Source organism: Aromatoleum sp. (assembly GCF_035254505.1).
In the GTDB taxonomy this organism is placed as follows: Bacteria; Pseudomonadota; Gammaproteobacteria; order Burkholderiales; family Rhodocyclaceae; genus Aromatoleum.
The window spans coordinates 36,671-63,129 of record NZ_DATFAO010000099.1; the positions used below are offsets into that span (position 1 = coordinate 36,671).

The 26,459-nt window shown below is 65.3% G+C and carries 24 protein-coding genes; 6 read left to right on the forward strand and 18 right to left on the reverse strand.

Going from position 1 to position 26,459, the window contains the following annotated elements; all coding sequences use genetic code 11:
• Nucleotides 1-142: 142 nt before the first annotated feature.
• From urtA to rpmH, 13 genes are all read right to left on the reverse strand, one after another.
• A complete protein-coding gene (gene urtA, locus VJ673_RS21935) occupies nucleotides 143-1,396 on the reverse strand; it encodes an urea ABC transporter substrate-binding protein (RefSeq protein WP_324128302.1) in 1,254 nt (417 codons plus the stop codon).
• A gap of 234 nt (nucleotides 1,397-1,630) precedes the next feature.
• Complete coding sequence (locus VJ673_RS21940; RefSeq protein WP_324128303.1) at nucleotides 1,631-2,875, reverse strand: sigma-54-dependent transcriptional regulator; 1,245 nt, start codon at nucleotides 2,873-2,875, stop codon at nucleotides 1,631-1,633.
• A 9-nt stretch (nucleotides 2,876-2,884) separates the two neighbouring features.
• Nucleotides 2,885-4,999 (reverse strand): sensor histidine kinase, encoded by a 2,115-nt coding sequence (locus VJ673_RS21945; protein ID WP_324128304.1) that lies wholly within the window; start codon nucleotides 4,997-4,999, stop codon nucleotides 2,885-2,887.
• On the reverse strand, nucleotides 4,996-5,595 hold the full coding sequence (locus VJ673_RS21950; RefSeq protein ID WP_324128305.1) for a DUF4390 domain-containing protein: 600 nt from the start codon (nucleotides 5,593-5,595) through the stop codon (nucleotides 4,996-4,998). The genes VJ673_RS21945 and VJ673_RS21950 overlap by 4 nt, the downstream gene beginning before the upstream one ends.
• Entirely contained in the window at nucleotides 5,555-6,835 is a 1,281-nt protein-coding gene (gene rsmB / locus VJ673_RS21955) for a 16S rRNA (cytosine(967)-C(5))-methyltransferase RsmB (protein ID WP_324128306.1), read from the reverse strand. The genes VJ673_RS21950 and rsmB overlap by 41 nt, the downstream gene beginning before the upstream one ends.
• 84 nt (nucleotides 6,836-6,919) lie before the next feature.
• A complete protein-coding gene (gene speE / locus VJ673_RS21960) occupies nucleotides 6,920-7,783 on the reverse strand; it encodes a polyamine aminopropyltransferase (RefSeq protein ID WP_324128307.1) in 864 nt (287 codons plus the stop codon).
• A gap of 112 nt (nucleotides 7,784-7,895) precedes the next feature.
• The gene (locus VJ673_RS21965; protein ID WP_324128308.1) at nucleotides 7,896-8,669 is read right to left on the reverse strand and encodes a sulfite exporter TauE/SafE family protein; all 774 of its coding nucleotides are present in this window, start codon (nucleotides 8,667-8,669) and stop codon (nucleotides 7,896-7,898) included.
• A gap of 101 nt (nucleotides 8,670-8,770) precedes the next feature.
• Nucleotides 8,771-9,367, reverse strand: a complete 597-nt coding sequence (locus tag VJ673_RS21970; protein ID WP_324128309.1) for a bacteriohemerythrin — start codon at nucleotides 9,365-9,367, stop codon at nucleotides 8,771-8,773.
• A gap of 235 nt (nucleotides 9,368-9,602) precedes the next feature.
• Nucleotides 9,603-10,958 (reverse strand): tRNA uridine-5-carboxymethylaminomethyl(34) synthesis GTPase MnmE, encoded by a 1,356-nt coding sequence (gene mnmE / locus VJ673_RS21975; protein ID WP_324128310.1) that lies wholly within the window; start codon nucleotides 10,956-10,958, stop codon nucleotides 9,603-9,605.
• Nucleotides 10,930-12,579: a membrane protein insertase YidC gene (yidC, locus tag VJ673_RS21980; RefSeq protein ID WP_324128311.1), complete on the reverse strand. Its 1,650-nt coding sequence runs from the start codon at nucleotides 12,577-12,579 to the stop codon at nucleotides 10,930-10,932. The genes mnmE and yidC overlap by 29 nt, the downstream gene beginning before the upstream one ends.
• 24 nt (nucleotides 12,580-12,603) lie before the next feature.
• Nucleotides 12,604-12,813, reverse strand: coding sequence for a membrane protein insertion efficiency factor YidD (gene yidD / locus VJ673_RS21985; protein WP_324128312.1), 210 nt, complete (start codon nucleotides 12,811-12,813; stop codon nucleotides 12,604-12,606).
• Entirely contained in the window at nucleotides 12,810-13,172 is a 363-nt protein-coding gene (gene rnpA / locus VJ673_RS21990) for a ribonuclease P protein component (protein ID WP_324128313.1), read from the reverse strand. The genes yidD and rnpA overlap by 4 nt, the downstream gene beginning before the upstream one ends.
• Before the next feature lies 1 nt (nucleotide 13,173).
• Nucleotides 13,174-13,308 (reverse strand): 50S ribosomal protein L34, encoded by a 135-nt coding sequence (gene rpmH / locus VJ673_RS21995; protein WP_002926183.1) that lies wholly within the window; start codon nucleotides 13,306-13,308, stop codon nucleotides 13,174-13,176.
• A gap of 303 nt (nucleotides 13,309-13,611) precedes the next feature.
• On the opposite strand from rpmH, the gene dnaA reads away from it, so the two are divergent.
• The 3 genes from dnaA (at nucleotide 13,612) to gyrB (ending at nucleotide 18,855) form a co-directional block, all read left to right on the forward strand.
• Complete coding sequence (gene dnaA / locus VJ673_RS22000; protein WP_324128325.1) at nucleotides 13,612-15,045, forward strand: chromosomal replication initiator protein DnaA; 1,434 nt, start codon at nucleotides 13,612-13,614, stop codon at nucleotides 15,043-15,045.
• Nucleotides 15,046-15,155: 110 nt separating this feature from the next.
• Complete coding sequence (dnaN, locus tag VJ673_RS22005; protein ID WP_324128314.1) at nucleotides 15,156-16,259, forward strand: DNA polymerase III subunit beta; 1,104 nt, start codon at nucleotides 15,156-15,158, stop codon at nucleotides 16,257-16,259.
• A gap of 85 nt (nucleotides 16,260-16,344) precedes the next feature.
• Nucleotides 16,345-18,855 carry a DNA topoisomerase (ATP-hydrolyzing) subunit B gene (gene gyrB, locus VJ673_RS22010; protein WP_324128315.1) on the forward strand — a complete coding sequence of 837 codons (2,511 nt, stop codon included), beginning with the start codon at nucleotides 16,345-16,347 and terminating at the stop codon, nucleotides 18,853-18,855.
• An 83-nt stretch (nucleotides 18,856-18,938) separates the two neighbouring features.
• On the opposite strand, the gene VJ673_RS22015 is transcribed toward gyrB, so the two are convergent.
• Both VJ673_RS22015 and VJ673_RS22020 read right to left on the reverse strand, forming a co-directional pair.
• On the reverse strand, nucleotides 18,939-19,313 hold the full coding sequence (locus VJ673_RS22015; protein WP_324128316.1) for a lysozyme inhibitor LprI family protein: 375 nt from the start codon (nucleotides 19,311-19,313) through the stop codon (nucleotides 18,939-18,941).
• Nucleotides 19,314-19,335: 22 nt separating this feature from the next.
• Nucleotides 19,336-20,097, reverse strand: a complete 762-nt coding sequence (locus tag VJ673_RS22020) for a LysE/ArgO family amino acid transporter (RefSeq protein WP_324128317.1) — start codon at nucleotides 20,095-20,097, stop codon at nucleotides 19,336-19,338.
• A 94-nt stretch (nucleotides 20,098-20,191) separates the two neighbouring features.
• Between VJ673_RS22020 and VJ673_RS22025 the strand changes: the two genes are divergently transcribed.
• On the forward strand, nucleotides 20,192-21,088 hold the full coding sequence (locus VJ673_RS22025; RefSeq protein WP_324128318.1) for a LysR family transcriptional regulator ArgP: 897 nt from the start codon (nucleotides 20,192-20,194) through the stop codon (nucleotides 21,086-21,088).
• A gap of 12 nt (nucleotides 21,089-21,100) precedes the next feature.
• On the opposite strand, the gene VJ673_RS22030 is transcribed toward VJ673_RS22025, so the two are convergent.
• Nucleotides 21,101-21,538, reverse strand: coding sequence for a response regulator (locus VJ673_RS22030; protein ID WP_324128319.1), 438 nt, complete (start codon nucleotides 21,536-21,538; stop codon nucleotides 21,101-21,103).
• Nucleotides 21,539-21,574: 36 nt separating this feature from the next.
• Entirely contained in the window at nucleotides 21,575-23,665 is a 2,091-nt protein-coding gene (locus VJ673_RS22035; RefSeq protein WP_324128320.1) for a sensor histidine kinase, read from the reverse strand.
• A gap of 469 nt (nucleotides 23,666-24,134) precedes the next feature.
• Here VJ673_RS22035 and VJ673_RS22040 point away from each other — a divergent pair, with 469 nt between their 5' ends.
• Both VJ673_RS22040 and VJ673_RS22045 read left to right on the forward strand, forming a co-directional pair.
• A complete protein-coding gene (locus VJ673_RS22040; protein ID WP_324128321.1) occupies nucleotides 24,135-25,229 on the forward strand; it encodes an HD-GYP domain-containing protein in 1,095 nt (364 codons plus the stop codon).
• 11 nt (nucleotides 25,230-25,240) lie between these two features.
• Nucleotides 25,241-25,654 (forward strand): bacteriohemerythrin, encoded by a 414-nt coding sequence (locus VJ673_RS22045; RefSeq protein WP_324128322.1) that lies wholly within the window; start codon nucleotides 25,241-25,243, stop codon nucleotides 25,652-25,654.
• Between the two features lie 6 nt (nucleotides 25,655-25,660).
• Here VJ673_RS22045 and VJ673_RS22050 read toward each other — a convergent pair.
• Nucleotides 25,661-26,459, reverse strand: a 799-nt coding sequence (locus VJ673_RS22050; protein ID WP_324128323.1) for an aminotransferase-like domain-containing protein, incomplete at its 5' end; no start/stop codon positions are given.

Consider the following 26,459-nt stretch of genomic DNA (forward strand, 5'->3'; position numbering starts at 1 on the left):
AAAGCGGGGCCGACCGAAGCCGGCCCCAAGATGACACGAGGAGTGATGGCTCGCAGTGCTGCATGCGGATCACTGATCCGCCCCGGGTCATGCCAGCCGCTGACCCGGAATGTCTCCTCCATCCTCCGTCCTTTTTTGTCCCTTAAAGCTTCTGCTTGCCCTCGTTGCCCGCGATGAACGGGCTCCACGGCTGGGCACGGATCGGTTCCTTGGTCTTCCACACCACGTCGAACTGGCCGTCGCCGCGCACTTCACCGATGTACACCGGCTTGTGCAGGTGGTGGTTGGTCTTGTCCATCGTCAGCGTGAAGCCCGATGGCGCCTTGAAGGTCTGCCCGCCGAGCGCGGCGATGACCTTGTCGGTGTCGGTCGACTTGGCCTTCTCGACGGCCTGCTTCCACATGTAGATGCCGACATAGGTCGCCTCCATCGGGTCGTTGGTGACGACCGAGTCCGCGTTGGGCACGCCGTTCTTCTTCGCCCAGTCCTTGTACTTCTTCGCGAAGGCGTCGTTCTCGGGGTTCTTCACCGACATGAAGTAGTTCCACGCCGCGAGATGGCCGACCAGCGGCTTGGTATCGACGCCGCGCAGCTCCTCCTCGCCCACCGAGAACGCCACCACCGGCACATCGGTCGCCTTCAGGCCCGCGTTGCCGAGCTCCTTGTAGAAAGGCACGTTCGAGTCGCCGTTGATCGTGGAGATCACCGCCGTTTTCTTGCCCTCGGCGGCGAATTTCTTGATCTTCGCGATGATCGTCTGGTAGTCCGAATGGCCGAAGGGCGTGTAGTCCTCCATGATGTCCGCTTCGGCGACACCCTTGCTCTTCAGGAAGGCGCGCAGGATCTTGTTCGTCGTGCGCGGATAGACGTAGTCGGTGCCGAGCAGTACGAAGCGCTTCGCGCCGCCGCCCTCCGGGCTCATCAGATATTCGACCGCCGGGATCGCCTGCTGGTTGGGCGCGGCACCGGTGTAGAAGACGTTCTTCTCGAGCTCCTCGCCCTCGTATTGCACCGGGTAGAACAGCAAGCCGTTCAATTCCTTGAACACCGGATTCACCGACTTGCGCGACACCGAGGTCCAGCAGCCGAATACGGCCGCGACCTTGTCCTGCGTCAGCAGCTGGCGCGCCTTCTCGGCGAAGAGCGGCCAGTTCGACGCCGGGTCGACGACCACCGGCTCGAGTTTCTTGCCCATCACCCCGCCCTTGGCGTTGATCTCCTCGATCGTCATCAGGGCGACGTTCTTCAGCGCGGTCTCGGAGATCGCCATCGTGCCCGATAGCGAATGCAGGACACCGACCTTGATCGTGTCCGCGGCACGAGCGCCGAACGGCGCGCCGATCGCGGCGATTGAAGCGGAAAGTGCGAGTGCTTGAACGAAACTGCGGCGGTTCATCGACTGGCCCCCCTTGGCGGAAATTGGTGCAATGCAATGCGTCGCCATTTCCTATCGCAAGGGCTATGCCAGTCTAATAAAAACCTTTATTTTCAGTGAGTAAGGCTCTCAGCGACGATCAGCGAAAACGCTCTCGACATCGCTTCCGCCCCGCGATGAAGCATCGCCGGCCTAAAATGCACCATGCATGTGCATCGGGGCTGCCGGGAGCGAAAACTGCTGGCGAGCGGCGCCTCAGGCCTCCTCGGAACGACGCCCCGCCTGCAGGCCCAGTTGCTTGAGCTTGCGGTACAGGTGGGTGCGCTCCAGACCGCTCTTCTCCGCGAGCCGCGTCATGTTGCTGCCTTCGAGGCGCAGATGGTGCTCGAAATAAAGCCGTTCGAAAGCCTCGCGCGCCTCGCGCAGCGGCTGATCGAGCGACACCGCGATCGCCCCTTCGCTCGGCGGGATCAAGAGCTTGCGCACGTCGGTCGCGTCGATCTCGTCATCCAGCGTCCCGAGCGCGAGCGACTTCACCGCCGCGCGCAGCTCGGCGTACCCGCCGGGCCAGGGGTGGGCGCGCAGCACATTGAGTGCCGCAGTCGCGAACCGCCGCTGCGGCACCTCGCCCGCCTCGACGAGATGCAGCAGGAGCTGCGATGCAATCTCCGGCAGGTCGTCGCGCACGTCCGAGATCGACGGCGGCGCGAGGCTCACTTCGAAGAGACGCAGCAGCAGCCCCTCGTCCCAGCCTTCGCGGACCAGGGCTTCGAGCGTGTGATCGGTCGCCACCACCAGCCGCAGGTCGTAGCGTTCGAGGCGCTCTAGCGCAAACGCGAGATTCTTCTGCTGAGTCCGCGACAGCCGCGACAACTCGGGCGCGAAGAGCACGCCGGCCTGGCAGGTCTGCAGCTGGTTGACGTCCAGCGGAGCCGACACCGCGGACAAGTCGAGCCACGAAGTGCCCTTCGCCTGGAAGCTGCGCGCCGCGAGTTCCGCCAGACTGCCCGCACCGACGCGCAGCAGCAGCACGCGAGAAGTCGCGACCATCTGCTGCACCAGGCGCTGCAGCTCGCGTAGCGGCGCCGAGCGCGAAAACGCGGCGAGGGTCAGGGGTGCGGGCGCCCCCTGCACCGCGGGCCGCTGCAGGCCCCGTTTGACGGCGGCGAGGAGCTTCTGCAGCCCGATCGGCTTTTCGAGGTAGTCGATCGCCCCGATGCGCGTCGCCTCCACCGCGGTATCGATCGTGCCGTGCCCCGACATCATCACGACCGGCATGTTGAGCTGGCCGTTCGCCGACCACTCCTTCAGCAGCGTGATGCCGTCCGTGTCTGGCATCCAGATGTCGAGGAGCACCAGATCGGGGCGGCGCGCGTTGCGCATGGCCCGTGCGGCCGCTGCATTTTCCGCGAGCAGCACGTCGTGCCCTTCGTCCCTCAGGATTTCCGACAGGAGTTCCCGGATACCGACTTCGTCGTCAACGATGAGTATGTTTGCCATGTGTCACTTTCACTGGTCGGCGCCCGCCAGCCGCAGGCGAATGCGGACTTCGGCGCCGCCGGATTCACTGTTCAGCAGGCGGACTTCGCCGCCGTGTTCATCGACGATCTTCTTGACCATCGCCAGACCCAGGCCCGTGCCGCGGCTCTTGGTCGTGAAATAAGGTTCGAAGGCGCGTGCCTGGATCTCGGCCGGAAAGCCCGGTCCGTTGTCGCTCAGCACGAGCACCGCCCGATCCCCTTCGAGACGGGTCACCAAGGTGACCTCGCCATCCTCCCGCCCGGTCAGCGCATCCTCGGCATTCTGCAACAGGTTGTGGATCACCTGCCGCAGCTGGCTCGCGTCGCCGGCCACCAGCGGAAGATTGCGCGCGAGCTCGGCGCGGATCATCACCGGCGAGCTTTCATACAGGTTCAGCACTTCGGTGATCAGGCCGTTCAGATCCAGGCGCCCGATCACCGGAGTCGGCAGTTTGGCGTAATCGCGGAAATCATTCACCAGATTCTTCATCGACTCGACCTGGTTCACGATCGTGCGCGTCGCCCGCTCGAGGATCTCCCGCCCTTCCGGGTCCAGCCGATCCGCGAGCTTGTACGCAAGGCGCTCGGCCGAGAGCTGGATCGGCGTCAGCGGATTCTTGATCTCGTGCGCGAGCCGCCGCGCGACCTCCGCCCAGGCCGCAGCGCGTTGCGCCGTGATCAGGTTGGACAGGTCGTCGAACACCACCACCAGGCCGCCACCCGAGGCCTGCGGCAGCCGCGCGCCGTGGATCAGCAGGGTCTGCGGCGGACGGTCCTCGGGCTTCAGCTCGAACTGCTCGTGCCAATCGCCCTCGTTCTCGGCGAAGCCCTTCACGAGGGCGTCACGGAAGGCATGATGGCGGGGCCATGCGGCCAGCGCGATGTCCTCGAAGCCTTCGAGCTCGTCGTGCAGGATCTGCATCGCGCCGGCGTTTGCCGCACGCAGCTTGCCGTCGGCGGCGAATGCGAGCACGCCCGTCGACAGGTTCGCCAGCACGCTTTCCAGGTAAGCACGGGCCGCCTCGACGGCGCCCCGATTGCGTTCCGCCAGATCGCGCGCCTCGACGAGCTGACGCGTCATGCGGTTGAAGGACTGCGTCAGCACGCCGAGCTCGTCGCGCGCGGGCAGCGCCTGACGCGGGCTGAAGTCGCCCTGGGCGACCGCCTGCGTCCCTTCGGCGAGGATCAGCAAGGGCGCCGCGAGCCGCCGCGACAGCACGAAGGCGACGGCGACCGCCGCGAGCAACGCGAGGAGCAGCGTGAGCGTCAGCGTCAGCGTGTAGATGCGCGTGAGCCCGGTGCGTCCCAGCGTCAGCTGCTGATACTCGCGGTAGGCCTCCTGCACCGCCTCGGCATTGCGCGTGAAGCTTTCCGGCACGCGCTGCGTGAGCTGCAGATAGCGCGTCTCGACGCTGAGCAGCCGCGACGGGATCGGCACCACCACGCGGATCATCATGCCCGCCCCCGGGTGGGTATCGACCGAATGGTAGCGCTGGGTCTGCCGCGCTTCGCGCAACTGTGCGGGCCCAGGGACCTCCGGCATGAAGCTGTCGAGCGCGTCCGAGGTCGTCACGAGCGCCTGGCCGTTGGGTCCGATCACCGTTGCCGAGCCCACGCCGACCTGCTCGCGCTTGCGGTTCAGTAGCGTCGGCGGCACCGGGTCGGTCATCTCCAGGTCCATCGCCATGTCGCGCGCCTTGTCGCTGACCTGGCCGACGAGATACTCGAGCGCGTTCTGGCCCAGCGCGATGCCACCTTCGAGCGCCGAATCGACCCGCACGTCGAACCACGAGTCGATGCTGCGCACGACGAACTGCAGCGACACGGCGTAGATCAGGACGCCGGGCACCAGCGCAATCAGCGCGAACATCAGCAGCAGGCGGTACTTCAGCCGCGAGCCGAACTGGCGCGCCCGGTACTCGCGCCACAGCCCGGAGAGCTGGTAGGCGACGAGGCCGAGCAGCGCGACGACGATCGCGCCGTTGAAGGCGAGCAGATACGGGTAGCTCGCCGCGAAGAGATCCGTGTTGGAACTTGCCGATGCGAGCAGGAACAGCGAAATCGCCGCGATCGCCGCGACGACGAGCAGCAGCGCGCGCTTCATCGCGGCGCCCCCGCCAGGAAGGTCCAGCGTGTCCAGTCGGTGCTGAGATTCCAGTCGCGGCTGCCGATCGCCGTCACCTGGAAGGGCTTCGGCAGCAGACTGGTGTCGAGCTGGAAGCGCAGCGCCACATTGTAGGAGGTGCCAGGCTGCAGCGCGCTGATGGGCGCGATTTGCCAGTTTCGGATGCGCAGCATCGTGCGAACGGCCTCGTCCAGGGTCTCGAAACTCTGGTGCAGGCTACCGACCGAGAGACGATAGCTGCGCGTGATCGCGTTGTACGAAACACGGTAGTTGAGCGTGCGGTCGGCCACGATTTCGTTCAGCCAGTACCAGCGCTCGCGCTCGACGATGAATTGCGCCGAGAAATAGAGGGACACGCCGCGCGAAACGGCATCAACGAGTCGCGGATTGAGCTCCACGTCGATGTCGGCGTTGACGACATAGCCCTCTTCGCCCGACACGATTTCCGCGTAGCCAATGCGGCCCTCCGCCGCCATCGCTGCGAGCGGCAGCCATAGGCAGAGCAAGGCCGCCGTGGCGACGGCGCGCAGGCGATCAAGCGGCTTTTTCGACGAGCGCGTAGTAGAAGCCGTCATGGTCGGCGTTGGGGAGGAATTGGCGGTCGGGCTGCCCGTCGATATCAATCCGGCGGGCATCGTCGTGGCGGGCGCAGAAGGCGGCGATCTGGCGTGAGTTTTCGTCGTCGAAGACGGAACAGGTGACGTAGAGCATGCGGCCACCGCGCGCGAGTGTCGGCCACAGCGCGTCGAGGATGTCGGCCTGCTGCGCAGCGAAACGGCGGATATCCTCGGGGCGGCGCAACCACTTGATGTCGGGGTGGCGCCGCGCCACGCCGGATGCCGAGCACGGTACATCGGCAAGAATGCGGTCGAAGGGACGTCCATCCCACCACGCCTCGACGTCGCGGCAATCCGCCGTGCGCACCGGTGCCGCGAGGCCAAGACGCGCGAAGTTGTCGCGGATGCGCTGCGTGCGCATCGGATCGAGCTCGAGCGCCAGCAGTTCGACCGGCGCAGTCTCCAGGATATGCGCGGACTTGCCGCCCGGCGCGGCGCAGGCGTCGAGCACGCGTTGTCCGGCCTCAAGTCCGAGCCATGGGGCCGCCCACTGCGCGCCCGCGTCCTGAACCGACAGCCTGCCCTCGGCGAAGCCCGGCAGGGCCGTCACGGCAACCGGCGTGTCCAGCACGAGTGCGCCGTTATCAAGCTCGCGCAGCGACAGGCCCGCCTCTCGAAGCGCCGCCGTCGTGCTCGGGACATCCGCGCGTTGACGATTGACGCGCAGCGCCATCGGCGGATGCATGTTGCCGCCTGCCAAGGCCGCTTCCCAGCGATCCGGAAAGGATTGCTGCAGACGCCTGATCCACCACGCGGGATGCCGGTAACGCGCGGCGAGATCGGCCTCGACCGTCGCCGCGAAGGCGTCGCGGTTGCGCAGACAATTGCGCAGCACGCCGTTGATCACGCCCTTCAACGCCGGGATCAGCGACGCGGCCGCGTCCACCGTCTGATCCACGACGGTGTGAGCCTGCTGCGGATGACTCTCCAGCCGGTTCAAGGCTACGAGCAACAGCGCATGCAGTTCGGTCGGCAAGGGCTTGTGCAGCAGGTCGCGCAGTACCGCGTCACCACGCCCGTAGGCGCGCAGACAACTCCATGCGAGATCGCGTACGGCGCCGCGCGTCGCGTCCGGCCAGCCCGGATTGGCCTTCAGGGCCCTCTCCCAGGCGTCGGTCAGATTCGCGCCTTCGAGCACGGCGGCGACCAGCTCCGCCGCGCGGGCAAGGCTGTAGCCAAGGCTATCGATCGGAAGCACGAGCGGCTTTGCCGGGTAGGATGAAGGTCTGGGTGCCAAGTAAACGATCCGTTCAGAGTGGGTGGACTGAGCCGCTTGCGGTGCTCACCAAAACATGTCGCGCAGGAAATTCGGCAATGCGAACTGCGCACGATGCACCTCGCCATTGTAATACTGCAACGCGCCGATACCGCGTGCTGCAAGACCTTGATCCACTTCCTCCGCATTGAGCGAAGTCGGATCGAGCGCGTCGGAGGCCACCGCCAGTCCCCACAGCGATCCATAAAGCGGGATGTACAAGAAATAGGGCGCCACGTGCCGATAGACCGTTCTCAAGCGCACCACCAGATCACGTACGCGGTCGGGCTGGAAGATCGGCGAACCGAGATGCAGTGTCAGCGCGCCGCCCTCGCTCAACAGCGCCTTGCAGGCAGCGAAGAAGCTCTCCATGTACAACGCCTGCGCAGGTCCAACCGGATCGGTCAGGTCCAGCACCACCAGATCGAAGCGCTCAGGCGGATTTTCCGCCCGCTCGGCGACGTAGCACAAGCCGTCGCCGATCCGAAGTTCGAGCCGCGGATCGTCGAGCGCGCCGCGGTGCACCGCCTGCAGATGCGCCCGCGCGATCTCGACCACCTTGGCGTCGAGTTCCACGATCACGACGCGCTCGACGTCGGGGTACTTCAGGATCTCCTCCGCTGAGCCGCCGTCTCCGCCGCCAATGATCAATGCGCTGCGCAGCCCCGCGTGCGCCGAGCCGGCCACGTGGATCAGGTTCTCGTGGTAGAAGAACTCGTCGCGTTCGGAAGTCATGAAGCTTCCGTCGAGGCGGAAGAGTTTGCCGAGTTGCGGCGTGTCCCAGACCTCGTAACGCTGGTGCTCGGTCTCCCCCGCTTCGAGAAGACGCCCGCCGCGCAGGCCGAATCGGACATCGTCGTTCAGGGCTTCGTAAAGGAAGGGGTCCTTCATCTCGATGCTCCTCGGGTTTGCTGTCGATGTGACCGTCGGGAAGACCTGTGGTTTTCGGTGGTGGCGCAACCCGATCGGCCAACGGGATGTTCCACGTGAAACATGTCACCCATCAGTGCGCGACGAGGTCCCAGCCCATCTTCGCAATCAGCACGCACACCACGAACAGAAACATCTTGCGCACGAAGCCGACACCATGCCGCAACGCGAGGCGGGAACCCATGATCGCGCCGGACAGATTGCAGGCCGCCATGATCGCCGCCGCGGCCCACAAGATCGGCACGTTCAGCGCAAAGAAGGCGATCGCTGCGATATTGGTTGCTACGTTCAGGATCTTGGCGGTCACGGAGGCACGCAGGAAGTCCATTCCCAGCACCCGCACGAAGAGGAAGATCAGAAAGCTGCCCGTGCCCGGCCCGAAGAAGCCGTCGTAAAAACCGATGCCTAGGCCGATCGCAATCGCGATGATTCGCACGCGGCGCCCATCGGGGTGCTCCTGCGCCGACGCGCCAAAATCCTTGCGCGCAAATGTGTAGGCCGCGACAAAGATCAGCAGCACGAGGATCACGGGCTTCAGCAGCGTCGGCGGAAGATAGGCCACCGCGCGAGCCCCGCACCAACTGCCGAGGAGTGCCGCGATCGCGCCAGGCAAGGCAACGTGCCAGGGCACGGCGACGCGGCGCGCATACTGGATCGCGGCACTGCTCGTCCCGACAACGCTCGCCAGCTTGTTGGTCCCGAACAAGGTGGCCGGCAGCATCTGCGGAAACGCAGCGAACAGCGCCGGGATCTGAATCAGGCCCCCTCCTCCGACCACCGCATCGACGAACCCTGCGAAGAATGACGCGATGCCAAGGAGGAGCAATACGGAATCGAATTCGGGCATCTGGGGGTTGTTTCACGTGGAACACTGATGGGGACGGCAATGATACCCGCGCTGCCCCCTCCCGGCAGCCCCCTAATCCTACGCGAGCGAACACCCGCGACTCAGTTCGCGTCGATGAGCTCTGGGCTGCCGACGACGTGTTTGAACAGCACCTCATACGCGACGAAGCGCACCAGCTCCGCCATCGTCAGCGCCCCCTCGTGATAGCGCTCGCGCAGCAGCTTGGCGTCCGACAGAATCCCCTCGTACGCGTCGACCTCGTCGTCCGATAGCGGCGCCCCGACCCGAGCCAACAGTCCGTGCTCCGCTTCGCAATGTGCCTCAAAGGCCCAAAGCAGCTCATACACGCGCAATTCGATAACGCTCATCGCCTTGTCGCCCTGGATCTCGTCGATCAGCTCGTTGCAACGGGCGAACAAGGCGCGATGGTGCTCGTCGATTACGGCATGGCCGATTTCGAATTGAGGGTGCCAGGCCAATTGCCGCAACGTGCCGTCGGGCGGAACAAAGACTTGCGCGGCCATCGCACGCCTGAACCGGCGCCGCATCCTCAACATCACAGCCGCGGTCGACATGAGGAGCGTTCCGCTCAGCATCGCGAACGGACTTCGCAACCACACGATAGTCAGCACCCCGCGCGTCAGATAGAGATGCGGGAGCGACTCGTACAACCATTCGGGCTTATATCCCCTGCCCATCACTGCTCTCCTGCGGAAGGCAGCACACGCGACACGCTCCGGTGCCGCACCCACGGACAAGGAGGAAACGCCTTCGCCTGCTCGAACTACGCAGGCGCTCCGTGCGTTAACACTTTGTCATTTTTCGGGCGGACTAACAATCGGCAAGAAAACGCTCTTGCCAAACTTTTCACGTCACGCGCTACGCATATTCGGAACAGCGCCACGAGGCCGCGGCACCCATCGCGGGCGCCGCTCACTTGCCGATACAGAACCGCGAAAAGATGACGCCGAGCAGGTCGTCGGAGGTGAATTCGCCGGTGATCTCGCCCAGGCATTCCTGCGCCTGACGCAATTCCTCGGCGAAGAGCTCGAGCGCAGCGCTCTGCTCTCCGGCCATATCGACGTGTTCGAGCGCGCGACGCAACGCAAGGAGGTGACGTTCGCGCGCGAGCACCACGTCCTCGCCATGCGCATGCCAACCCGCCACGCGCAGCAGCTCGCGGCGCAGCAGGTCGATGCCCTGCCCCGCCTTCGCCGACAGGTAAAGTGCGATGCCGGCCTCGTCATCGCGCCGCTCGGGCGCCTGCCCGTTGAGGTCGATCTTGTTGAACACGGTGATGCGCTCGACGCCGACCGGCAGCGCCGCGTCGATCGCGGCATCCTCAGCCTGCAACCCGTTGCGCGCCTCGACGAGGCGCAGGATCACGTCGGCCCGCTCGATCTCGCGCCAGGTGCGCTCGACCCCGATCTTCTCGACCGGATCGACGGTCTCGCGCAGACCCGCGGTATCGATGATGTGGATCGGGATACCCTCGATCGCGATCGTCTCGCGCAGCGCGTCGCGCGTCGTCCCGGCGATCTCGGTCACGATCGCCCGCTCCTCGCCGGCGAGGCAGTTGAGCAGGCTCGACTTGCCGACGTTCGGCTGCCCCACCAGCACCACGTTCATGCCCGTGCGCAGCAGCGCCCCCTGGCGGGCGCGGTCGAGCACGTCCAGGAGCTGAGCACGCACCCCCGCGAGCCGCTCCAGCGCCCGCCCCTTCTGCAGGAATTCGACTTCCTCCTCGGGGAAATCGAGCGTCGCCTCGACCAGCATACGCAGGTCGATCAGAGCATCCGTGATTCGATGGGTTTCATCCGAGAACACCCCCGACAGAGAGCGCACCGCGGAGCGCGCCGCGGCCGCGGTCGAGGCTTCGATCAGGTCCGCGACGGCTTCGGCCTGCGCGAGGTCCATCTTGCCGTTGAGGAAGGCGCGGCGCGAGAACTCGCCCGGCTCGGCGAGACGCGCACCGAGCTCGAGGCAGCGCGCGAGCAGCATCTGCATCACGACCGGCCCGCCGTGGCCCTGCAATTCGAGCACGTCCTCGCCCGTGAAGGAGCGCGGCGCCGGGAAATAGAGCAGGATTCCTTCGTCGATGGTCGCGCCTTTAGCGTCCGTAAAACGCGCGAACCCCGCATGGCGGGGTTCGGGGCTCTTGCCGGCCAGCGCCTGCGCCATCGGCAGCAGGCCAGCACCGGACACGCGGATCACGCCGACCCCGCCGCGACCGGGAGCGGTCGCGACGGCGGCGATCACGTCAGGCAGGCTTCGCGGCGGACTTTCCACCTTCGATCATCCTCGTAATCTTCCACTGCTGGGTAATCGACAGCACGTTGTTGACGACCCAATACAGCACGAGCCCGGACGGGAACCACAGGAACATCACGCTGAACACGAGCGGCATGATCAGCATGACCTTGGCCTGGATCGGATCCGGCGGGGTCGGGTTGAGCTTGGTCTGCACGAACATCGAGATGCCCATCAGCACCGGCAGGATGTAGTACGGATCCTGCGCGGACAGATCCTGGATCCAGCCGAGCCACGGCGCGTGGCGCATCTCGACGCTGCCGAGCAGCACCCAGTACAGCGAGATGAAGACCGGGATCTGCACCAGGATCGGCAGGCAGCCGCCCAGCGGGTTGATCTTCTCCCGCTTGTACATCTCCATCATTTCCTGCTGCAGCTTGACCTTGTCGTCGCCATAGAGCTGCTTCAGGCGCTGCATGCGGGGCCCGAGCACGCGCATCTTCGCCATCGACTTGTAGCTCGCGGCCGACAGCGGGAAGAACAGCGCCTTGATGGCGACGGTCACGAGGATGATCGACCAGCCCCAGTTGCCGACGACGCTGTGGATCCACGACAGCACCCAGAAGAGCGGCGCCGCGATCACGGTCAGCCAGCCGTAGTCGACGACCAGATCGAGCCCCTTCGCGACCGACGCGAGCTTGTCCTGTTCCTGAGGACCGGCGTAGAGCTCGGCCGACACCTTCCCCGACTGGCCCGGCGCGATCGCCTCGACCGGCAGGATCATGCCCGACGAGTACAGGTCGTTGCCGACCTTGCGTGCGAAGAACTCGCGCTCGACATTGCCCTGCGGCAGCCAGGCGCCGACAAAGTAATGCTGCACCATCGCCATCCAGCCGTCGCTCGCCTTCTTCGCGAACTTCGCCTTGCCGTTTTCGATCTCGTCGAACTTCACCTTCTGGTACTTCTCGGCCTCGGTGTAGAAGGCCGGACCGGTGAAGGCGTTCACGCCGAAGCGCCGCGCGGGCTCGGACGGCTTGCCGTCGCGCGTGAACTGGTAGTAGGCATGCGGAGCGATCGGGGCGCCGCTGCCGTTCGTGATCTCCCATGCGACATCGACGACGTAGCTGCCACGGTGGAAGGTCAGCAGCTTCGCGACCTTGACGCCGTTCTGCTCGGGCGCCTCGAGGCGCACGGTCAGCGTGTCCTGGCCGTCCTTCAGCACCTGCTCGCCGGCGGGCAGCGCGAAGCTCGTGCGATGCGTCGGCAGGCCGTCGCCGATGAGGCCGGACTGCGCCGCGTAGAGATGTTCGGCTCCGTCGTCGAACAGCACGAAGTTGCGGCTGACGTCGTCGCGCGACTTGTGCTTGGTGAGTTCGAGATGCACGATGCTGCCGCCCTCGGCCGACACTTCGGCGACCAGCATGTCGGTGCGCACGGTCACGCGCGGCGCGTTCGACACCGCGGCTTGCGCATCGGCAGTCGGCGGCACGGCGGCGGCGCTCGAGCTCGGCGTCGGCACGGCACCGTCGGCGGCGCTGGTGGCCTGCGGCGCATTCGCGGCCGGCGCGGGCACGGGCTGGTGCTGCTTCTGCCAGCCTTCCCACAGCATCAGGATGGAGAAGGAGAGGACGAGGAAGAGTATGAGACGACGCTGATCCATCGGATTCTTGTAAGCTCTGTAGGTTCAGGGAACGGGATCATACCCGCCCGGATGGAATGGGTGGCAACGACCCACCCGCTTGACCGCGAGCCAGCCGCCCCGCAGCGCGCCATGGCGCTCAACGGCCTCGACGGCGTACACGGAGCAGCTCGGGTAAAAACGGCAATTGCGCCCCAGCATCGGACTGACGACGTAGCGATAGCCGCGCAGCAGGCCGAGGAGCACGATTTTCATGATCGCTGCACGCGTCCGAACAGCTGCGCGACATCTTCGTTGATCGCCGCACGCGTCACGCCGCGCACCGGGGCGTGCAGGCGCACGATCAGGTCCTGGGGCGGAAGCGAAGCGCGGATCTTGCGGAAGTGTTCGCGCACGATGCGTTTCAGGAGATTGCGCAGGTTGGCGTGCTTGGCAAGTTTCTTCGCCACCACCACGCCGAGACGGGCCGTCGGGAGCTCATTGGGACGGTAGTGGATCATGAAGAACCGTCCCTTGAGGGCCCGCCGAAAAGCAAAAACGGATGAAAATTCATCCGTTTTGCATAATTTGTAGGCGCTGAGGAATCGCTCGTCAACGCCCGACGGGCTGCTCACCTCAGACGGCGAGACGGTGACGGCCCTTCGCGCGACGAGCGCGGATCACGGCGCGACCGCCACGGGTCTTCATGCGAACCAGAAAACCATGGGTGCGCTTGCGACGGACGACGGAAGGCTGATAGGTGCGTTTCATTTCGGTCTGCCAGAGTTTGGGTCAAACCGGAGATTTAATTGGATAATATCCTGTTTGTCAAGCACAATTTTTGAATGAAGCTGTGGATAACTTTGTCCCCTGCGAGTAGAATCCCGTGGTTCCGCCTTTAGCCGCACTCCAGCTGCAATTTCGTCGAGCGCCCTGTCGCCGGCGCTTGCGGCCCGCAAGCGGCCGAAGCATCCCGAACCTTATTCAAGCTGCCGTATCCAGCCCGCCTCCATGGTGTTGCGTGGAGCCGGGCCCGTATCGAGAACCGTGCCACAAGCAACGTCCCTTCAGCCCGTGAGCCAAGCCTTCTGGTCCTTCTGCCTGTCGCGTCTTGAAACCGAGCTGCCCCAGCAGCAGTTCAATACCTGGATCAAGACCCTGCAGGCAGCGGAGGACTCGCCCGCGCCCGAACCGGCGCTGCGCCTGCTCGCGCCCAACCGCTTCGTCATGCAATGGGTGCGCGAGCGCTACCTGCGCCGCATCGAGGAGCTGGGCGAGGAATTTCACGGCGAACCGCTGAAACTCGAACTCACGCTGCCCGCCGGCGGTGCCGCACGCGCCGCGGCGCCCAAACCCTCGACCACCACGGCTGCCGCCGCGAACGGCGACGCCGCGCCGGTGAGCGCTGCCCGCGCTGCTGTCGCGCCGGCGATCATCACGCGCAGCGAACCCGAACCGGCCACGAGCCCTTCCGAGCTCGCCTACGAGAAGACGCGGCTCAACCCCGATTTCACCTTCGACACCCTCGTCACCGGCCGCGCGAACGACCTCGCCCGCGCCGCCGCGATGCAGGTCGCGCAGAACCCGGGCACGTCCTACAACCCGCTCTTCGTATATGGCGGCGTCGGCCTCGGGAAGACCCACCTCGTGCACGCCATCGGCAACGCCGTCTATCGCCACAACCCGCGTGCGGTGATCCGCTACGTCCACGTCGAGGACTACTACGCCGACGTCGTGCGCGCCTACCAGCAAAAGAGCTTCGACGCCTTCAAGCGCTACTACCGCTCGCTCGACCTCTTGCTGATCGACGACATCCAGTTCTTCAACAACAAGAACCGGACGCAGGAAGAATTCTTCCACGCCTTCAACGCGCTGACCGAAGCGCGCAAGCAGATCGTCATCACCTGCGACACCTATCCGAAGGACATCCAGGGCCTCGAAGATCGCCTGATCTCGCGCTTCGACTGGGGCCTGACGGTGCAGATCGAGCCGCCCGAGCTCGAGATGCGCGTCGCGATCCTGCAGAAGAAGGCCGAAGCGCTGCGCGTTGAACTCACCGACGACGTCGCCTTCCTGATCGCCAAGAACCTGCGCTCGAACGTGCGCGAGCTCGAAGGCGCGCTCAACAAGGTCGTCGCCTTCGCGCGCTTCCACGGCCGCAGCATCTCGCTCGAAGTCGCCAAGGACGCGCTGAAGGATCTCCTCAACGCGCACAACCGCCAGCTCACGATCGAGCACATCCAGAAGACCGTCGCCGATTACTACAAGATCAAGATCGCCGACATGCATTCGAAGAAGCGCACGCGCGTGATCGCCCGTCCGCGCCAGGTGGCGATGTGGCTCGCGAAGGAACTCACGCCGATGTCACTGCCGGCAATCGGCGAAGCCTTCGGCGGGCGCGATCACACGACGGTGCTGCATGCCTGCCGCACGATCACCGAACTGCGCCTCGGCGACCACCAGCTCAACCACGACGTGCACGTGCTCACCCAGGTGCTGCGCGGATGAGCCTGCGACCCGCAATGCGCCTTCCCTCCCCCGATTTCGTAGCCCCGCCCCATCTCGACCGCGCGCCGTGCGCGCAACCTGCATAACTCCACACGGAAGACACTGACGCCATGCTTCTGCTCAACACCAACCGCGACGCGCTCCTTGCACCGCTGCAGTCGGTCGCCGGCATTGTCGAAAAGCGCCACACCCTGCCGATCCTGTCGAACGTGCTGATCGAGAAGCATGGCGACCAGCTCACGATGCTCGCCACCGACATCGAGATCCAGATCCGCACCACGACGGGCGGGCACATCGGCGGCGAGGATGCGTCGATCACGGTTGCGGCGAAGAAGCTGCAGGACATCCTGCGCGCGCTGCCGGCGGGGGAAGTGAACGTCACGCTCGACGACAAGCGCCTCACGGTCAAGTCCGGCCGCAGCCGCTTCGCGCTGCAGACGCTGCCCGCCGCCGACTACCCGCGCATGAATCTGCCCGAAGCCGAAGCGTCGCGCTTCTCGGTGAGCCAGAAGCAGTTCAAGCGCCAGCTCGCCCAGGTCGCCTACGCGATGGCGCAGCAGGACATCCGCTACTACCTCAACGGCCTGCTGCTGATCGTCGCCGGCACCGAACTGCGCATGGTCGCGACCGACGGCCACCGCCTCGCCTTCGCGTCGAGCCCGCTGCCGGTCGAGCTGCCGCGCAGCGAAGCGATCCTGCCGCGCAAGACCGTGATGGAACTCGCGCGCCAGCTCGCCGACACGGAAGATCCGGTCGAAGTGATCCTCGCCGGCAACCAGGTCGTATTCCGCTTCGGCCCGATCGAGCTCGTCTCGAAGCTCATCGACGGCAAGTTCCCCGACTACGAACGCGTGATCCCGCAGAACCACCCGAAGATGATCACCTTCGAGCGCGCGCCGCTGCTCGCTACCCTGTCCCGCGTCGCGATTCTCACCAACGACAAGTTCCGCGGCGTGCGCCTCGTGCTCGGCGACGGCAGCCTCAAGATCGCCTCGACCAACGCCGAACAGGAAGAAGCCCAGGAAGAGCTCGAAGTCGACTACCACGGCGACCCGCTCGACATCGGCTTCAACGTCACCTATCTGGTCGACGTGCTCAACAACACCCACGAAGACCATGTCGAATGGCGCTTCAACGACGGCAATTCGAGCGCGCTCGTGACGCTGCCGGGCAACGACAACTTCAAGTACGTCGTCATGCCCATGAGAATCTGACGCCGGCCGGCACGCCGCCGGCCGTGTGCCCTCCGCCCCGGGCCCTCCCGGGGCGTGTTCTTTGATGAATCACCCGAGATAGACGATGTCCGAACCGCAAAACCTGCCTCAGTCCGCCCCTGCCCCCGCCGCCGGCTCCGGCGCCTATGACGAATCGAGCATCCAGCAGCTCGAAGGTCTGGAGGCCGTGCGCAAGCGCCCAGGCATGTACATCGGCGACACCTCCGACGGCACCGGCCTGCACCACATGGTGTTCGAGGTCGTCGACAACTCGATCGACGAGGCGCTGGCCGGCCACTGCGACGACATCGTCATCACCATCCACCCCGACAACTCGATCTCGGTCGCCGATAACGGCCGCGGCATTCCGGTCGGCGTGAAGATGGACGACAAGCACGAACCGAAGCGCTCCGCGGCTGAGATCGTGATGTGCGTGCTGCACGCGGGCGGCAAGTTCAACCAGAACAGCTACAAGGTGTCGGGCGGTCTGCACGGCGTGGGCGTCTCGTGCGTGAACGCGCTCTCCAAGTGGCTGCGCCTGACGGTGCGCCGCGACGGCAAGAAGCACTTCATGGAGTTCCATCGCGGCGTGCCGCAGGACCGCATCATCGAGCTCGTCGCCGGCATCGAGACCAGCCCGCTGAAGGTGATGGGTGAAACCGCGAAGCGCGGCACCGAAGTGCATTACCTCGCCGACGAAGAGATCTTCGGCACTATCGAATACCACTACGACATCCTCGCGAAGCGCCTGCGGGAACTCTCCTTCCTCAACAACGGCGTCAAGATCCGCTTGGTCGACCAGCGCTTCGGCAAGGAAGAGGACTTCGCCTTCGCGGGCGGCGTGCGTGGCTTTGTCGAATACATCAACCGCACCAAGAGCGTGCTGCACCCGAGCGTGTTCTACGCCGAAGGCACCACGCGCATCCCGACCGGCCACGGCCACGACGCCGAACTCGGTGTCGAGGTGGCGATGCAGTGGAACGACAGCTACGCCGAACAGGTGCTGTGCTACACCAACAACATCCCGCAGGCCGACGGCGGCACCCACCTCACGGGCCTGCGCGCCGCGATGACCCGCGTCATCAACAAGTACATCGAAGAACACGAGATCGCGAAGAAGGCCAAGGTCGACATCACCGGCGACGACATGCGCGAAGGCCTCGCCTGCGTGCTGTCGGTGAAGATGCCCGACCCGAAGTTCGCCAGCCAGACCAAGATGAAGCTGGTGTCCTCCGAGGCGCGTCCGGCGGTCGAAGAAGTCGTCGCCAACAAGCTGACCGACTTCCTGCAGGAAAACCCGATCGACGCCAAGACCATCTGCGCCAAGATCGTCGAAGCCGCCCGCGCCCGCGACGCTGCCCGCAAGGCGCGCGAGATGACGCGCCGCAAAGGCCTGCTCGACGGCGTGGGCCTGCCCGGCAAGCTCGCCGACTGCCAGGAGAAGGATCCCGCGCTGTGCGAAATCTACCTCGTCGAGGGTGACTCCGCAGGCGGCTCCGCCAAGCAGGGCCGCGACCGCAAGTTCCAGGCGATCCTGCCGCTGAAGGGCAAGATCCTCAACGTCGAGAAGGCGCGCTTCGACAAGCTGCTGCAGAGCCAGGAAATCGCGACGATGATCACCGCACTCGGCACCGGCATCGGTAAGGAAGACTACAAGCCCGAGAAGCTGCGCTACCACCGCATCATCATCATGACCGACGCGGACGTCGATGGCGCCCACATCCGCACGCTGCTCTTGACCTTCTTCTACCGCCAGATGCCCGAGCTCGTCGAGCGCGGCCACATCTACATCGCGCAGCCGCCGCTCTACAAGATCAAGCACGGCAAGACCGAGCTCTACATCAAGGACGACAACGAGCTCAACCAGCACCTGCTGAAGCTCGCCCTCGATGGCGCCACGCTACTGCCGCGCGAAGGCGCTGCACCCATCGGCGACGAAACCCTCGGCGGCCTCGCCCGCAGCTACCTGCTCGCGGAAGCCGTCATCAACCGCCTCGCCGGCTACATCGACCCCGCCGTGCTGCACGCGATGCTCGCCCACGACATCGAAGTCAGCCTCGACGACGAAGCCGCCGCCAACGACAGCATCGCCCGCATCCAGCCGCACCTCCCGGACGACGTGCGCCTGCGCGCCGAATACCACGACGAAACGGAAACCTGGCAGCTCGCCATCGAGCGCATGCACCACGGCAACCGCAAGATCGGCTGGCTCGACGAGCCTTTTGTGCGCTCCGGCGACTATCGCAGCATCCGCACGGCGAGCGCCGCCATCGCCGACCTGATCGGCCCCGGCGCCACTATCCGCCGCGGCGAGAAGGCCCAAGCCGTCACCCGCTTCGCCGAAGCCATCCGCTGGCTGCTGAACGAAGTCGAACGCGGGCTGACGAAGCAGCGCTATAAGGGTCTGGGTGAGATGAACCCCGAGCAGCTGTGGGAAACGACGATGGATCCGGCGGTGCGCCGGCTGTTGAAGGTGCAGATCGATGACGCGATCGCTGCGGATGAGATCTTTACGACGCTGATGGGCGACGACGTGGAACCGCGTCGGGCGTTCATCGAGGGGAACGCGTTGTATGCGAGGAATATTGACGTGTGACTTTGTCTGCCGTTGTCGGCACTGACAATGAAAAAAGGCTCCCTAGGGAGCCTTTCTGCTTCATGCGCTGTGAATTCCGCGCGTCAGAGTTTGCTGTTCTGGCAACCGGCGCTGACGCATTCACGATATCGGTCTTGAAGGAACTGCGCTCTGCTGATGGTCCGCTTCGTAGCGCAGCTCAGATTTACAAAGAATTCAAGGCCGTCTCGCTGACTACAGCGAGAATTTCTCTCTTCGATCCATGCAAGTTGCCCCTTCTTGAGAGCTGCCGCCCCATTTGCATCCAGCAGTGGCTTCAGCTTCTTGTAGTTCGCGTTCAGCTCCGAATCCGCTTCCTGATAGACCTTGTTCAGACAATACAGGTCATCGAAATCATCTCTCGGTTTGTCGCATGCCGAATTGGCAAATGCCGCGCTGGAGAACGCAGTAACTGCGAGAAAGAACGAAACCGCTTTCATTGCCTTTTGCTCCCTTGTTGGATCAAGCGTTGCCAGATAATGTCTTTGGCATTTTCACATTGGCATATTCTAGACTGGGCACGACCAGAAGTTCGGCACGCGATGAAAGAAATTGTCCGCCGGCGGCAAGGTTGCCTGCCCAGACGACGTTCCCGCTGGCCAACAAGGTGAACGCAAGACCCGCCATCACCACGGCAATCAGCGTATCCAGCACCCTCCACGCCGTCGCCCGGGTAAAGAGTGGTGCCAACAGCCGCGCGCCGTAAGCCAGCGCGACGAACCACAGCAAGCTCGCCGCCGCCGAGCCCACGCCGAAGAGCCATCGCCCGCCCTCGCCATGCTGGTTTGCGAGGCCGCCGAGCAGGATCACGGTGTCGAGATAGACGTGGGGATTGAGGAAGGTGAAACCGAGGCAGGTCGCGATGGCGGTGGCGAGCGGCATCGGTGCGGCGGCGCCGACGTCGAGCCGTTCGCCCTGCCAGGCGCGGTGAGCGGCGAGGCCAGCGTAGGCGAGGAGGAAGGCGGCACCGCCATAGCGGGTGGCGGCGAGGAGGAGGGGGTTCGCCTGGATCAGCGTGCCGAGGCCGGCGATGCCGGCGGCGATCAGCAGGGCGTCGGAGGCGGCGCAGATCAGCGTCACCGGCAGCAGGTGTTCGCGGCGGATGCCTTGCTGAAGCACGAAGGAGTTCTGCGCGCCGATGGCGACGATTAGGGCGAGGCTGGCGAGGAAGCCGGCGAGAAAGGGGCTGTCAAGAGATGGGCTGACGAGAGCGGCGATGTTCACGGGGGGCTCGGGGGAAGTTGAGGACCCGAGCCTAGCGAGCGATAATCCGCAAGGAAAACTAAACGTTTTGACGGACGGTTAATTTCTCTAATCCATGAAGATCGACAATGCTCAGCTCGCCGCTTTCGCGATGGTGATCCGCGAAGGCTCCTTCGAGGCCGCCGCGCGCAAGCTCCATGTGACGCCGTCGGCGATCAGCCAGCGTATCAAGCAGTTGGAGGAGCGGCTCGGGCAGGTGCTGATCCAACGCGCGAGCCCTTGTGTGCCGACGGGTGCGGGCACGCTGCTGGTGCGCTACACGGAAGAGCTGGCCTTGCTCGAAGCGGAGATGCTCGGTGCGTTGGGCAGTGCGGAGGAGGGCGGTGGCGCGGCGCTGCGGATGCCGATCGCGGTGAATGCGGATTCGCTGGACAGCTGGTTCCTGCCGGTGTTCGACGCGATGCCGACCGAGCCTGCAGTCGTGTTCGATCTGCGCGTCGAGGACCAGGACCATTCGGCGACGCTGTTGCGCGAGGGTACGGTGATGGCGGCGGTGAGCGCGAGCGCGGCGGCGATCCAGGGCTGCAGCGTCGAGCCGCTGGGGACGATGCGTTATCTCGCGGTAACGTCTCCCGCGTTTGTCGCGCGCCACTTTACGGGCGGCGTGGATGGCGCGAGTCTCACCCGCGCGCCGATGCTGCGCTTTAACCTCAAGGACGGGTTGCAGGACCTGTTCATTGCGCTCTTCACGGACGAAGCCTTGCAGCCGCCGACGCATTACGTGCCCTCGGTGCATGGCTTTGTCGGCCTCGCCCGACAAGGACTGGGCTGGGGCATGGTGCCGGAGCATTTCGCGCTGCCCGCGATTTCAACCGGCGAACTGGTCGAGATCGCGCCTGGCCGGCATCTCGACGTGCCGCTCTACTGGCACCGCTGGCGTCTCGGCTCGCTGGCGCTCGACGCCTTGACCACGGCCGTGCGCGCGGTCGCGCACGAGCGACTGCGCCCCTAGCCGGGATCGGCCTTAGCCCTGCGGCTGCTCGTTGGTCGCAAGCCAATACACGCCAAGCCGCGCGACCTTCTCGGCGAATTCGCTGAAATCGAGCGGCTTACGCACGAAGCTGTTGGCGCCCACCTCGTAGCTCCTGAGCCGGTCACGTTCCTCGTCGGACGAGGTCAGGATCACGACCGGCAGCAGCTTCGTGCGCGGATCCGCCCGCAGCCGGACGAGCACTTCGAGGCCCGAGAGGCGCGGCAGGCCGATGTCGAGCAGGACGACGGTGGGCAGCTCGGCGCCCGCGCGCGAGGCGAATTCGCCTTCGCCGAAGAGGTAGTCGACCGCCTGCTGGCCGTCACGCGCGACCGCAACCTCGTTGGCGAGATTGACCTTCTTCAGCGCCCGCAGCATCAGCATCTCGTCCTGCGGGTTGTCTTCGACGAGCAAAATGGTTTTTCTACGCATGTTGAAGCTCCTTGGATGAAGCGTCGGCGGGCCGGCTCATGCGGCCTCGTCCTCGTCCGCCAGCCGGAAGCAGAAGGTCGCACCCTCGCCGACCGCCGAGTGCGCCCGGATCGCTCCGCCGTAACGTTGGACGATGCGCTGCACGGTCGCGAGCCCGATGCCGATACCGGGGAATTCGTCGTGGCGATGCAGCCGCCGGAAAGGCTGGAAGAGTTGATCGGCGTGGGCCATATCGAAGCCCGCGCCGTTGTCACTGATGCAGACGCAGGGCTTGCCGTCGAGTTCGCCGCGGTAGACGCGGATCTTCGCCGACGGCGATTTCGCGCTGTATTTCCACGCGTTGCCGATCAGGTTGTCGAGGACCGCCTCGGTCATCCGCGCCCCGCCGCAAACGGTCAGGCCGGGCTCGACCGTCGCGTCGACCACGCGACCGGGCTCGGAATGCGCAAGCGCGGCGAGCGTCGCTTGCGCGATCGCGGTGACGTCGACCTGCTCGCGCTTGAGTTCCCCCCGCGTACTGCGCGACAGCGCGAGAAGGCCTTCGATCAGTTCGCCCATCTTGCGGCTCGCGATGTCGATCTGGTCGAGGTACAGCTTCGCCTCGCCGTCGAGCCGGTCGCCGTAATCCTCGGCGAGCGCATTGGAAAAGCCGCTCATCGCGCGCAGCGGCGCACGCAAGTCGTGCGACACCGCGTAGGCGAAGCTGTCGAGCTCCTGGTTCGCCGCCGTCAGCTCGGCGGTCCGCAGCGCGACGCGCTGTTCGAGGCTCGCGTTGAGCTCCTGCAGCGCAATCTCGGCCTCCTTGCGGCGCTGGATGTCCTCGACCACCGAGATGAAATAGTCCGGGCGGCCGTCCGCCCGCCGCACCAGCGCGACGGTCAGGTTGACCCAGACGAGGCCGCCGGCCTTGCGCAGATAGCGCTTCTCCATCGAATAGGTTTCGATCTCGCCCGCCAGCATCCGCTGCAGCTGGCCGAGGTCGGCCGTGAGATCGTCCGGATGCGTGATGTCCTGGAAGGTCAGCGCCGCCAGTTCCTCCTGCGTGTAGCCGACGATGTCGCACAGTTTCTGGTTCGTGCGCAGCCAACCGCCCTGAGGCGTGACGAGCGCAATGCCCACCGCCGCCTGCTCGAAGGTCGCGCGGAAGCGTTGTTCGCTGTCGCGCAGCGCCGCTTCGGCTGTCTCGCGTCGGCCATGCGCCTCGTCGAGCAGCGCTCGCACGGCAGCGATCTCCCGGATCGCCGGCAAGTTCGAGGTCCGGGCGGACGGTGCCACGAGCGAGGCGATGTCCCGCGCGAGGCGACGTCCGGCCAAGCTGCCGCCGGCCACGCTCGCCAGCGTCGCGCCGAGCACCGCCAAAGCCAGCACGACCGCCGCCTGTACGAAGGGGGCGCGGCGGATGGCGCGCGGCACTTCGAGTACCAATGACCAGGGTGCGACGGTCGAGGCGATCGCCACGCGGCCGGCAGGATCGACATCGGCAGCGGCATCGAAGCCGGGCGGCGAACGCGCTGCGATCGTCGTACCCACGCTGTCGCGCAGCGTCAACGCCCAGCCCTCGGGCAGCACCACGCGGTCCAGCCGCTCCTGCATCTGGCGGGCCTCGAACACGGACAGCACCAGAGCGACCGGCTGCTCGCCGCGGAGCGCGGGCACCGCGATGGCGACCATCGGCACACGAGCGACGGGGCCGACGAAGGTGTCACCGACCGCCGGCGCCGCGGTCGTCAGCGCCGTTCGTGCGGCACTGCGGCCTTTCGGCACCGGCAGCGCCGGCAGTGGCGTACCAAAGGGGTTGCGCGTGTTGAAGCGCATTTGCAACTGCTGGTCGGCAAGAATGACGTGACTGCCGAAACTGCGGTAGAAACCGAGCGCCTCGCGATAGAAATCCTCCCAGCGCGACGCGTCGTCCGCGAGCGGCGATGCGGCCAGCATCTGCAGGGCCGCCATGCGCGCGTTCAGGTCCTCGTCGATCGCAGTGACGACGTTGCGCGCAAGCCGGTCCGCGCGCGCGTCGCGTTGCAACTGCGCCGAACGGACGCTGTCGATTGCCAGATAAGCCGCGAGGAAGACCAGTGGCAACACGCACAGCCAGATCAGCCGGGCGAGGAAACGATGGAGCGACATACCGGTCTCCGAACACGTCCCGCAAGCGCAAACGCATGGATTATGTCCCCCGATTCGGCCCGCGATACAACTAATATTTCATATTGCATCCGGCGAGTCGATCCATCATGTAGCCGCGGCATTGCTCGCTATGCGCCGTCTACGCCATACCTTTTAAATAGATTTTAAATATGCCATTAACGTTTTATGGACAACAAAACGGCGGCATCTCGGGATTGCGGCAGCCCGTCAAAAAACGCGGCGCATCCGACGATAGCTGTGGCACTATAACGAAGGTATTAATCGATCGTGCGCGGCAATCGCTGAGCTGCGTCCCGGTCCCGAATCGGGCTGCAGAACGTCGCGTATGTGCCGTTAACCCTCGTATGTTTCGAATTCGTTGTCCGCGCCCCGGCCCGACACCATGACACCTCCGCTATCAGGCAATTTTCGCCGCGTCTCCCCGAGCGACATCCGCCTGGGAGAGCCGTTGCCCTACGCCGTCTACGACGCGGGCGGCATGCTGCTGCTCAAGGCCGGTTTCGTCATCAACACCGAGAAGCAGCGTGACGTCCTGATCGAGAACGGCAGCTACGTCAGTGTCGATGCCGCCCACGCAAAACCGGCGCGTCCCAACCTGCCGACGCCGACCGTCACCGAGGAGCACAACTCCTTCGAGATGTTCGACCTGCTGAAGGTCCGGTTGAAGCGGACCTTCGACCTTTACAAGACGGGCGGCCTGAGCGACGACTTCGTGCCGCGCATCGAAGGCATCGCGCTCACGGTGCAGGAAGCCTGCACTCACGACACAGACTCCGCGCTCGCGAACCTGCACCTCGACTACGACAGCTCCTACGCCGTCGTGCACCACCTGCAGGCCGCAATGCTGTGCGAGCTGATCGGCAAGAAGCTCGGTGTGCCGGACGATTCACGCCTGCCGCTGATCAAGGCGGGCCTGACGCACGACATCGCCCTGCTCGACATCCAGGACATCCTCGATCGCCAGACCACGCCGCTGATGCCGCTGCAGCGCGAGCGCATCAACGCCCACCCGGGCGACAGCGAGGGGATCCTCGGGAAGCTCGGCGTGCGCGAAAAGACCTGGCTCGACGCAGTACGCCATCACCACGAACGCCTCGACGGCAGCGGCTACCCCGATCACGCGGCGGGGCCCGCAATCGCCCTGCCGACGCGCGTACTCGCAATCGCCGACATCTACAGCGCGATGGTGCGCGACCGTCCTTATCGCAAGGCCATGGTGTCGACCGAGGCGATGCGCAAACTGATGCATGAGCAGGGCGAGCAGACCGACAGCCGCCTGATCGGCATGATGATCAAGGAAATCGGCGTGTTCCCGCCCGGTGCGATCGTGCGGCTCACGAACGGCGAAATCGCGGTGGTCAAGAAGCGCACGGCCAACACCGCCTGCCCGCAGGTGTATTCCTTCATCAAACCCAGCGGCATGCCGATGCTGACCCCGCAGCCGCGCGACACGGCTCAGGAGGGGTATCGCATCGAAGGCATGGTGCCGTTCTCCAATTACCGGGGTTCCGTGGTCGTACTGCGCGGCCTGTGGAACCGCTGAGGATTCAGCAGATGGATCGTTTCGAATGGAAGGCGGAGTACTCCGTCGATGACGCGACGCTCGACGCCCAGCATCAGGAAATGATCGCGATCATCAACGAGCTGGCCGACCAGCTGCGGCGCCCCGACGTTTCCGCGACCGCTGCGCGCGACGTCTTCGACCGCCTCGCCGCTTACGTCACATCGCACTTCTCGTACGAGGAAGGCCGCATCGCCGACGCTGGCTACCCGCTGGAGAGCATCGCCGCGCACCGTGCGGAACACAACAAGATCCTGCGCCAAGTGCAGGATTTCGAGCAGCTCTTCGAAAGCGGCGACGTCGCGGTACTGCAGCAGTTGATGCCCTTTCTGTACGGCGAATGGCTGATCCTCCACATCTGCGGCACCGACAAGGACTACGTCCCGTACATCACCGGCGCGCACTGAGCGCCGTCAGCGCGGCGCGCCGCTCATGCTCTCCTCGACGACCCGCGCCAACACGTCGACGGCCGGCAGGATGCGCTCGACCGGCACGCTCGCGTAACCCAGATTGAGTCCCGGCCGAGCCTGCTCCGGGCGGATGTAATATACCGACAGCGGCCGCACGACGACCCCGCGCGAGAGCGTCTTCTCGGCCACGCGCGCGTCATCGACGGCGCCGTTGAAGTGGTACAGCAGGTGGATGCCCGCGTGTCCCCCCGAGCGCGTGATCGCCCCGCCCAGCCGCCCCTCCAAGGACTCCTGCAAGGTGTCGCGCCGTTCGCGGTAGATGCTGCGCATGCGCTTGATGTGCGCCGAAAAATGCCCCTCGGCGATGAATTCCGCGAGCGCCGCCTGGTCCGGTAGCCGCCCCTCGCGGTACATCTCGCAGTTGCCGGCGACGAAGCTGTCGACGAGCTGGGGCGGCACGACGAGATACGCGAAACGCAGCCCCGGGAACATCACCTTGCTGAAGGTGCCCAGGTAGATCACGCGGCGCGACGTATCCAGACCAAACATCGACGCGACCGGGTTCGAGTGATAGCGCAGCTCGTTGTCGTAGTCGTCCTCGACGATCCATGCCTTGTGCCGCTGCGCCTGCTCGATGAGCTCCAGGCGGCGGTCGAGCGCGAGCACGGTTCCCGTCGGATACTGGCTCGATGGCGACACGAAGATGATTTTTGGCGGATTTTCCCAGTCCTCGGCGGTCGGCGCGATGCCCTTCTCGTCGAGCGCGATCGGCACCGTCTCGACGCCTGCCCCCGTCAATACG

Bases quoted from the DNA above. Each gene is read 5' to 3' on its own strand.
- VJ673_RS21965 (WP_324128308.1), bottom strand. From the start codon at position 8,669: ATGCCCGAATTCGATTCCGTATTGCTCCTCCTTGGCATCGCGTCATTC.
- VJ673_RS21970 (WP_324128309.1), bottom strand. From the start codon at position 9,367: ATGGGCAGGGGATATAAGCCCGAATGGTTGTACGAGTCGCTCCCGCAT.
- VJ673_RS21940 (WP_324128303.1), bottom strand. From the start codon at position 2,875: ATGGCAAACATACTCATCGTTGACGACGAAGTCGGTATCCGGGAACTC.
- gyrB (WP_324128315.1), top strand. From the start codon at position 16,345: ATGTCCGAACCGCAAAACCTGCCTCAGTCCGCCCCTGCCCCCGCCGCC.
- yidC (WP_324128311.1), bottom strand. From the start codon at position 12,579: ATGGATCAGCGTCGTCTCATACTCTTCCTCGTCCTCTCCTTCTCCATC.
- VJ673_RS22030 (WP_324128319.1), bottom strand. From the start codon at position 21,538: ATGCGTAGAAAAACCATTTTGCTCGTCGAAGACAACCCGCAGGACGAG.
- urtA (WP_324128302.1), bottom strand. From the start codon at position 1,396: ATGAACCGCCGCAGTTTCGTTCAAGCACTCGCACTTTCCGCTTCAATC.
- VJ673_RS22045 (WP_324128322.1), top strand. From the start codon at position 25,241: ATGGATCGTTTCGAATGGAAGGCGGAGTACTCCGTCGATGACGCGACG.
- speE (WP_324128307.1), bottom strand. From the start codon at position 7,783: ATGAAGGACCCCTTCCTTTACGAAGCCCTGAACGACGATGTCCGATTC.
- VJ673_RS22015 (WP_324128316.1), bottom strand. From the start codon at position 19,313: ATGAAAGCGGTTTCGTTCTTTCTCGCAGTTACTGCGTTCTCCAGCGCG.
- yidD (WP_324128312.1), bottom strand. From the start codon at position 12,813: ATGAAAATCGTGCTCCTCGGCCTGCTGCGCGGCTATCGCTACGTCGTC.
- VJ673_RS22025 (WP_324128318.1), top strand. From the start codon at position 20,192: ATGAAGATCGACAATGCTCAGCTCGCCGCTTTCGCGATGGTGATCCGC.
- VJ673_RS21950 (WP_324128305.1), bottom strand. From the start codon at position 5,595: ATGACGGCTTCTACTACGCGCTCGTCGAAAAAGCCGCTTGATCGCCTG.
- dnaN (WP_324128314.1), top strand. From the start codon at position 15,156: ATGCTTCTGCTCAACACCAACCGCGACGCGCTCCTTGCACCGCTGCAG.
- rpmH (WP_002926183.1), bottom strand. From the start codon at position 13,308: ATGAAACGCACCTATCAGCCTTCCGTCGTCCGTCGCAAGCGCACCCAT.
- VJ673_RS22035 (WP_324128320.1), bottom strand. From the start codon at position 23,665: ATGTCGCTCCATCGTTTCCTCGCCCGGCTGATCTGGCTGTGCGTGTTG.
- VJ673_RS21945 (WP_324128304.1), bottom strand. From the start codon at position 4,999: ATGAAGCGCGCGCTGCTGCTCGTCGTCGCGGCGATCGCGGCGATTTCG.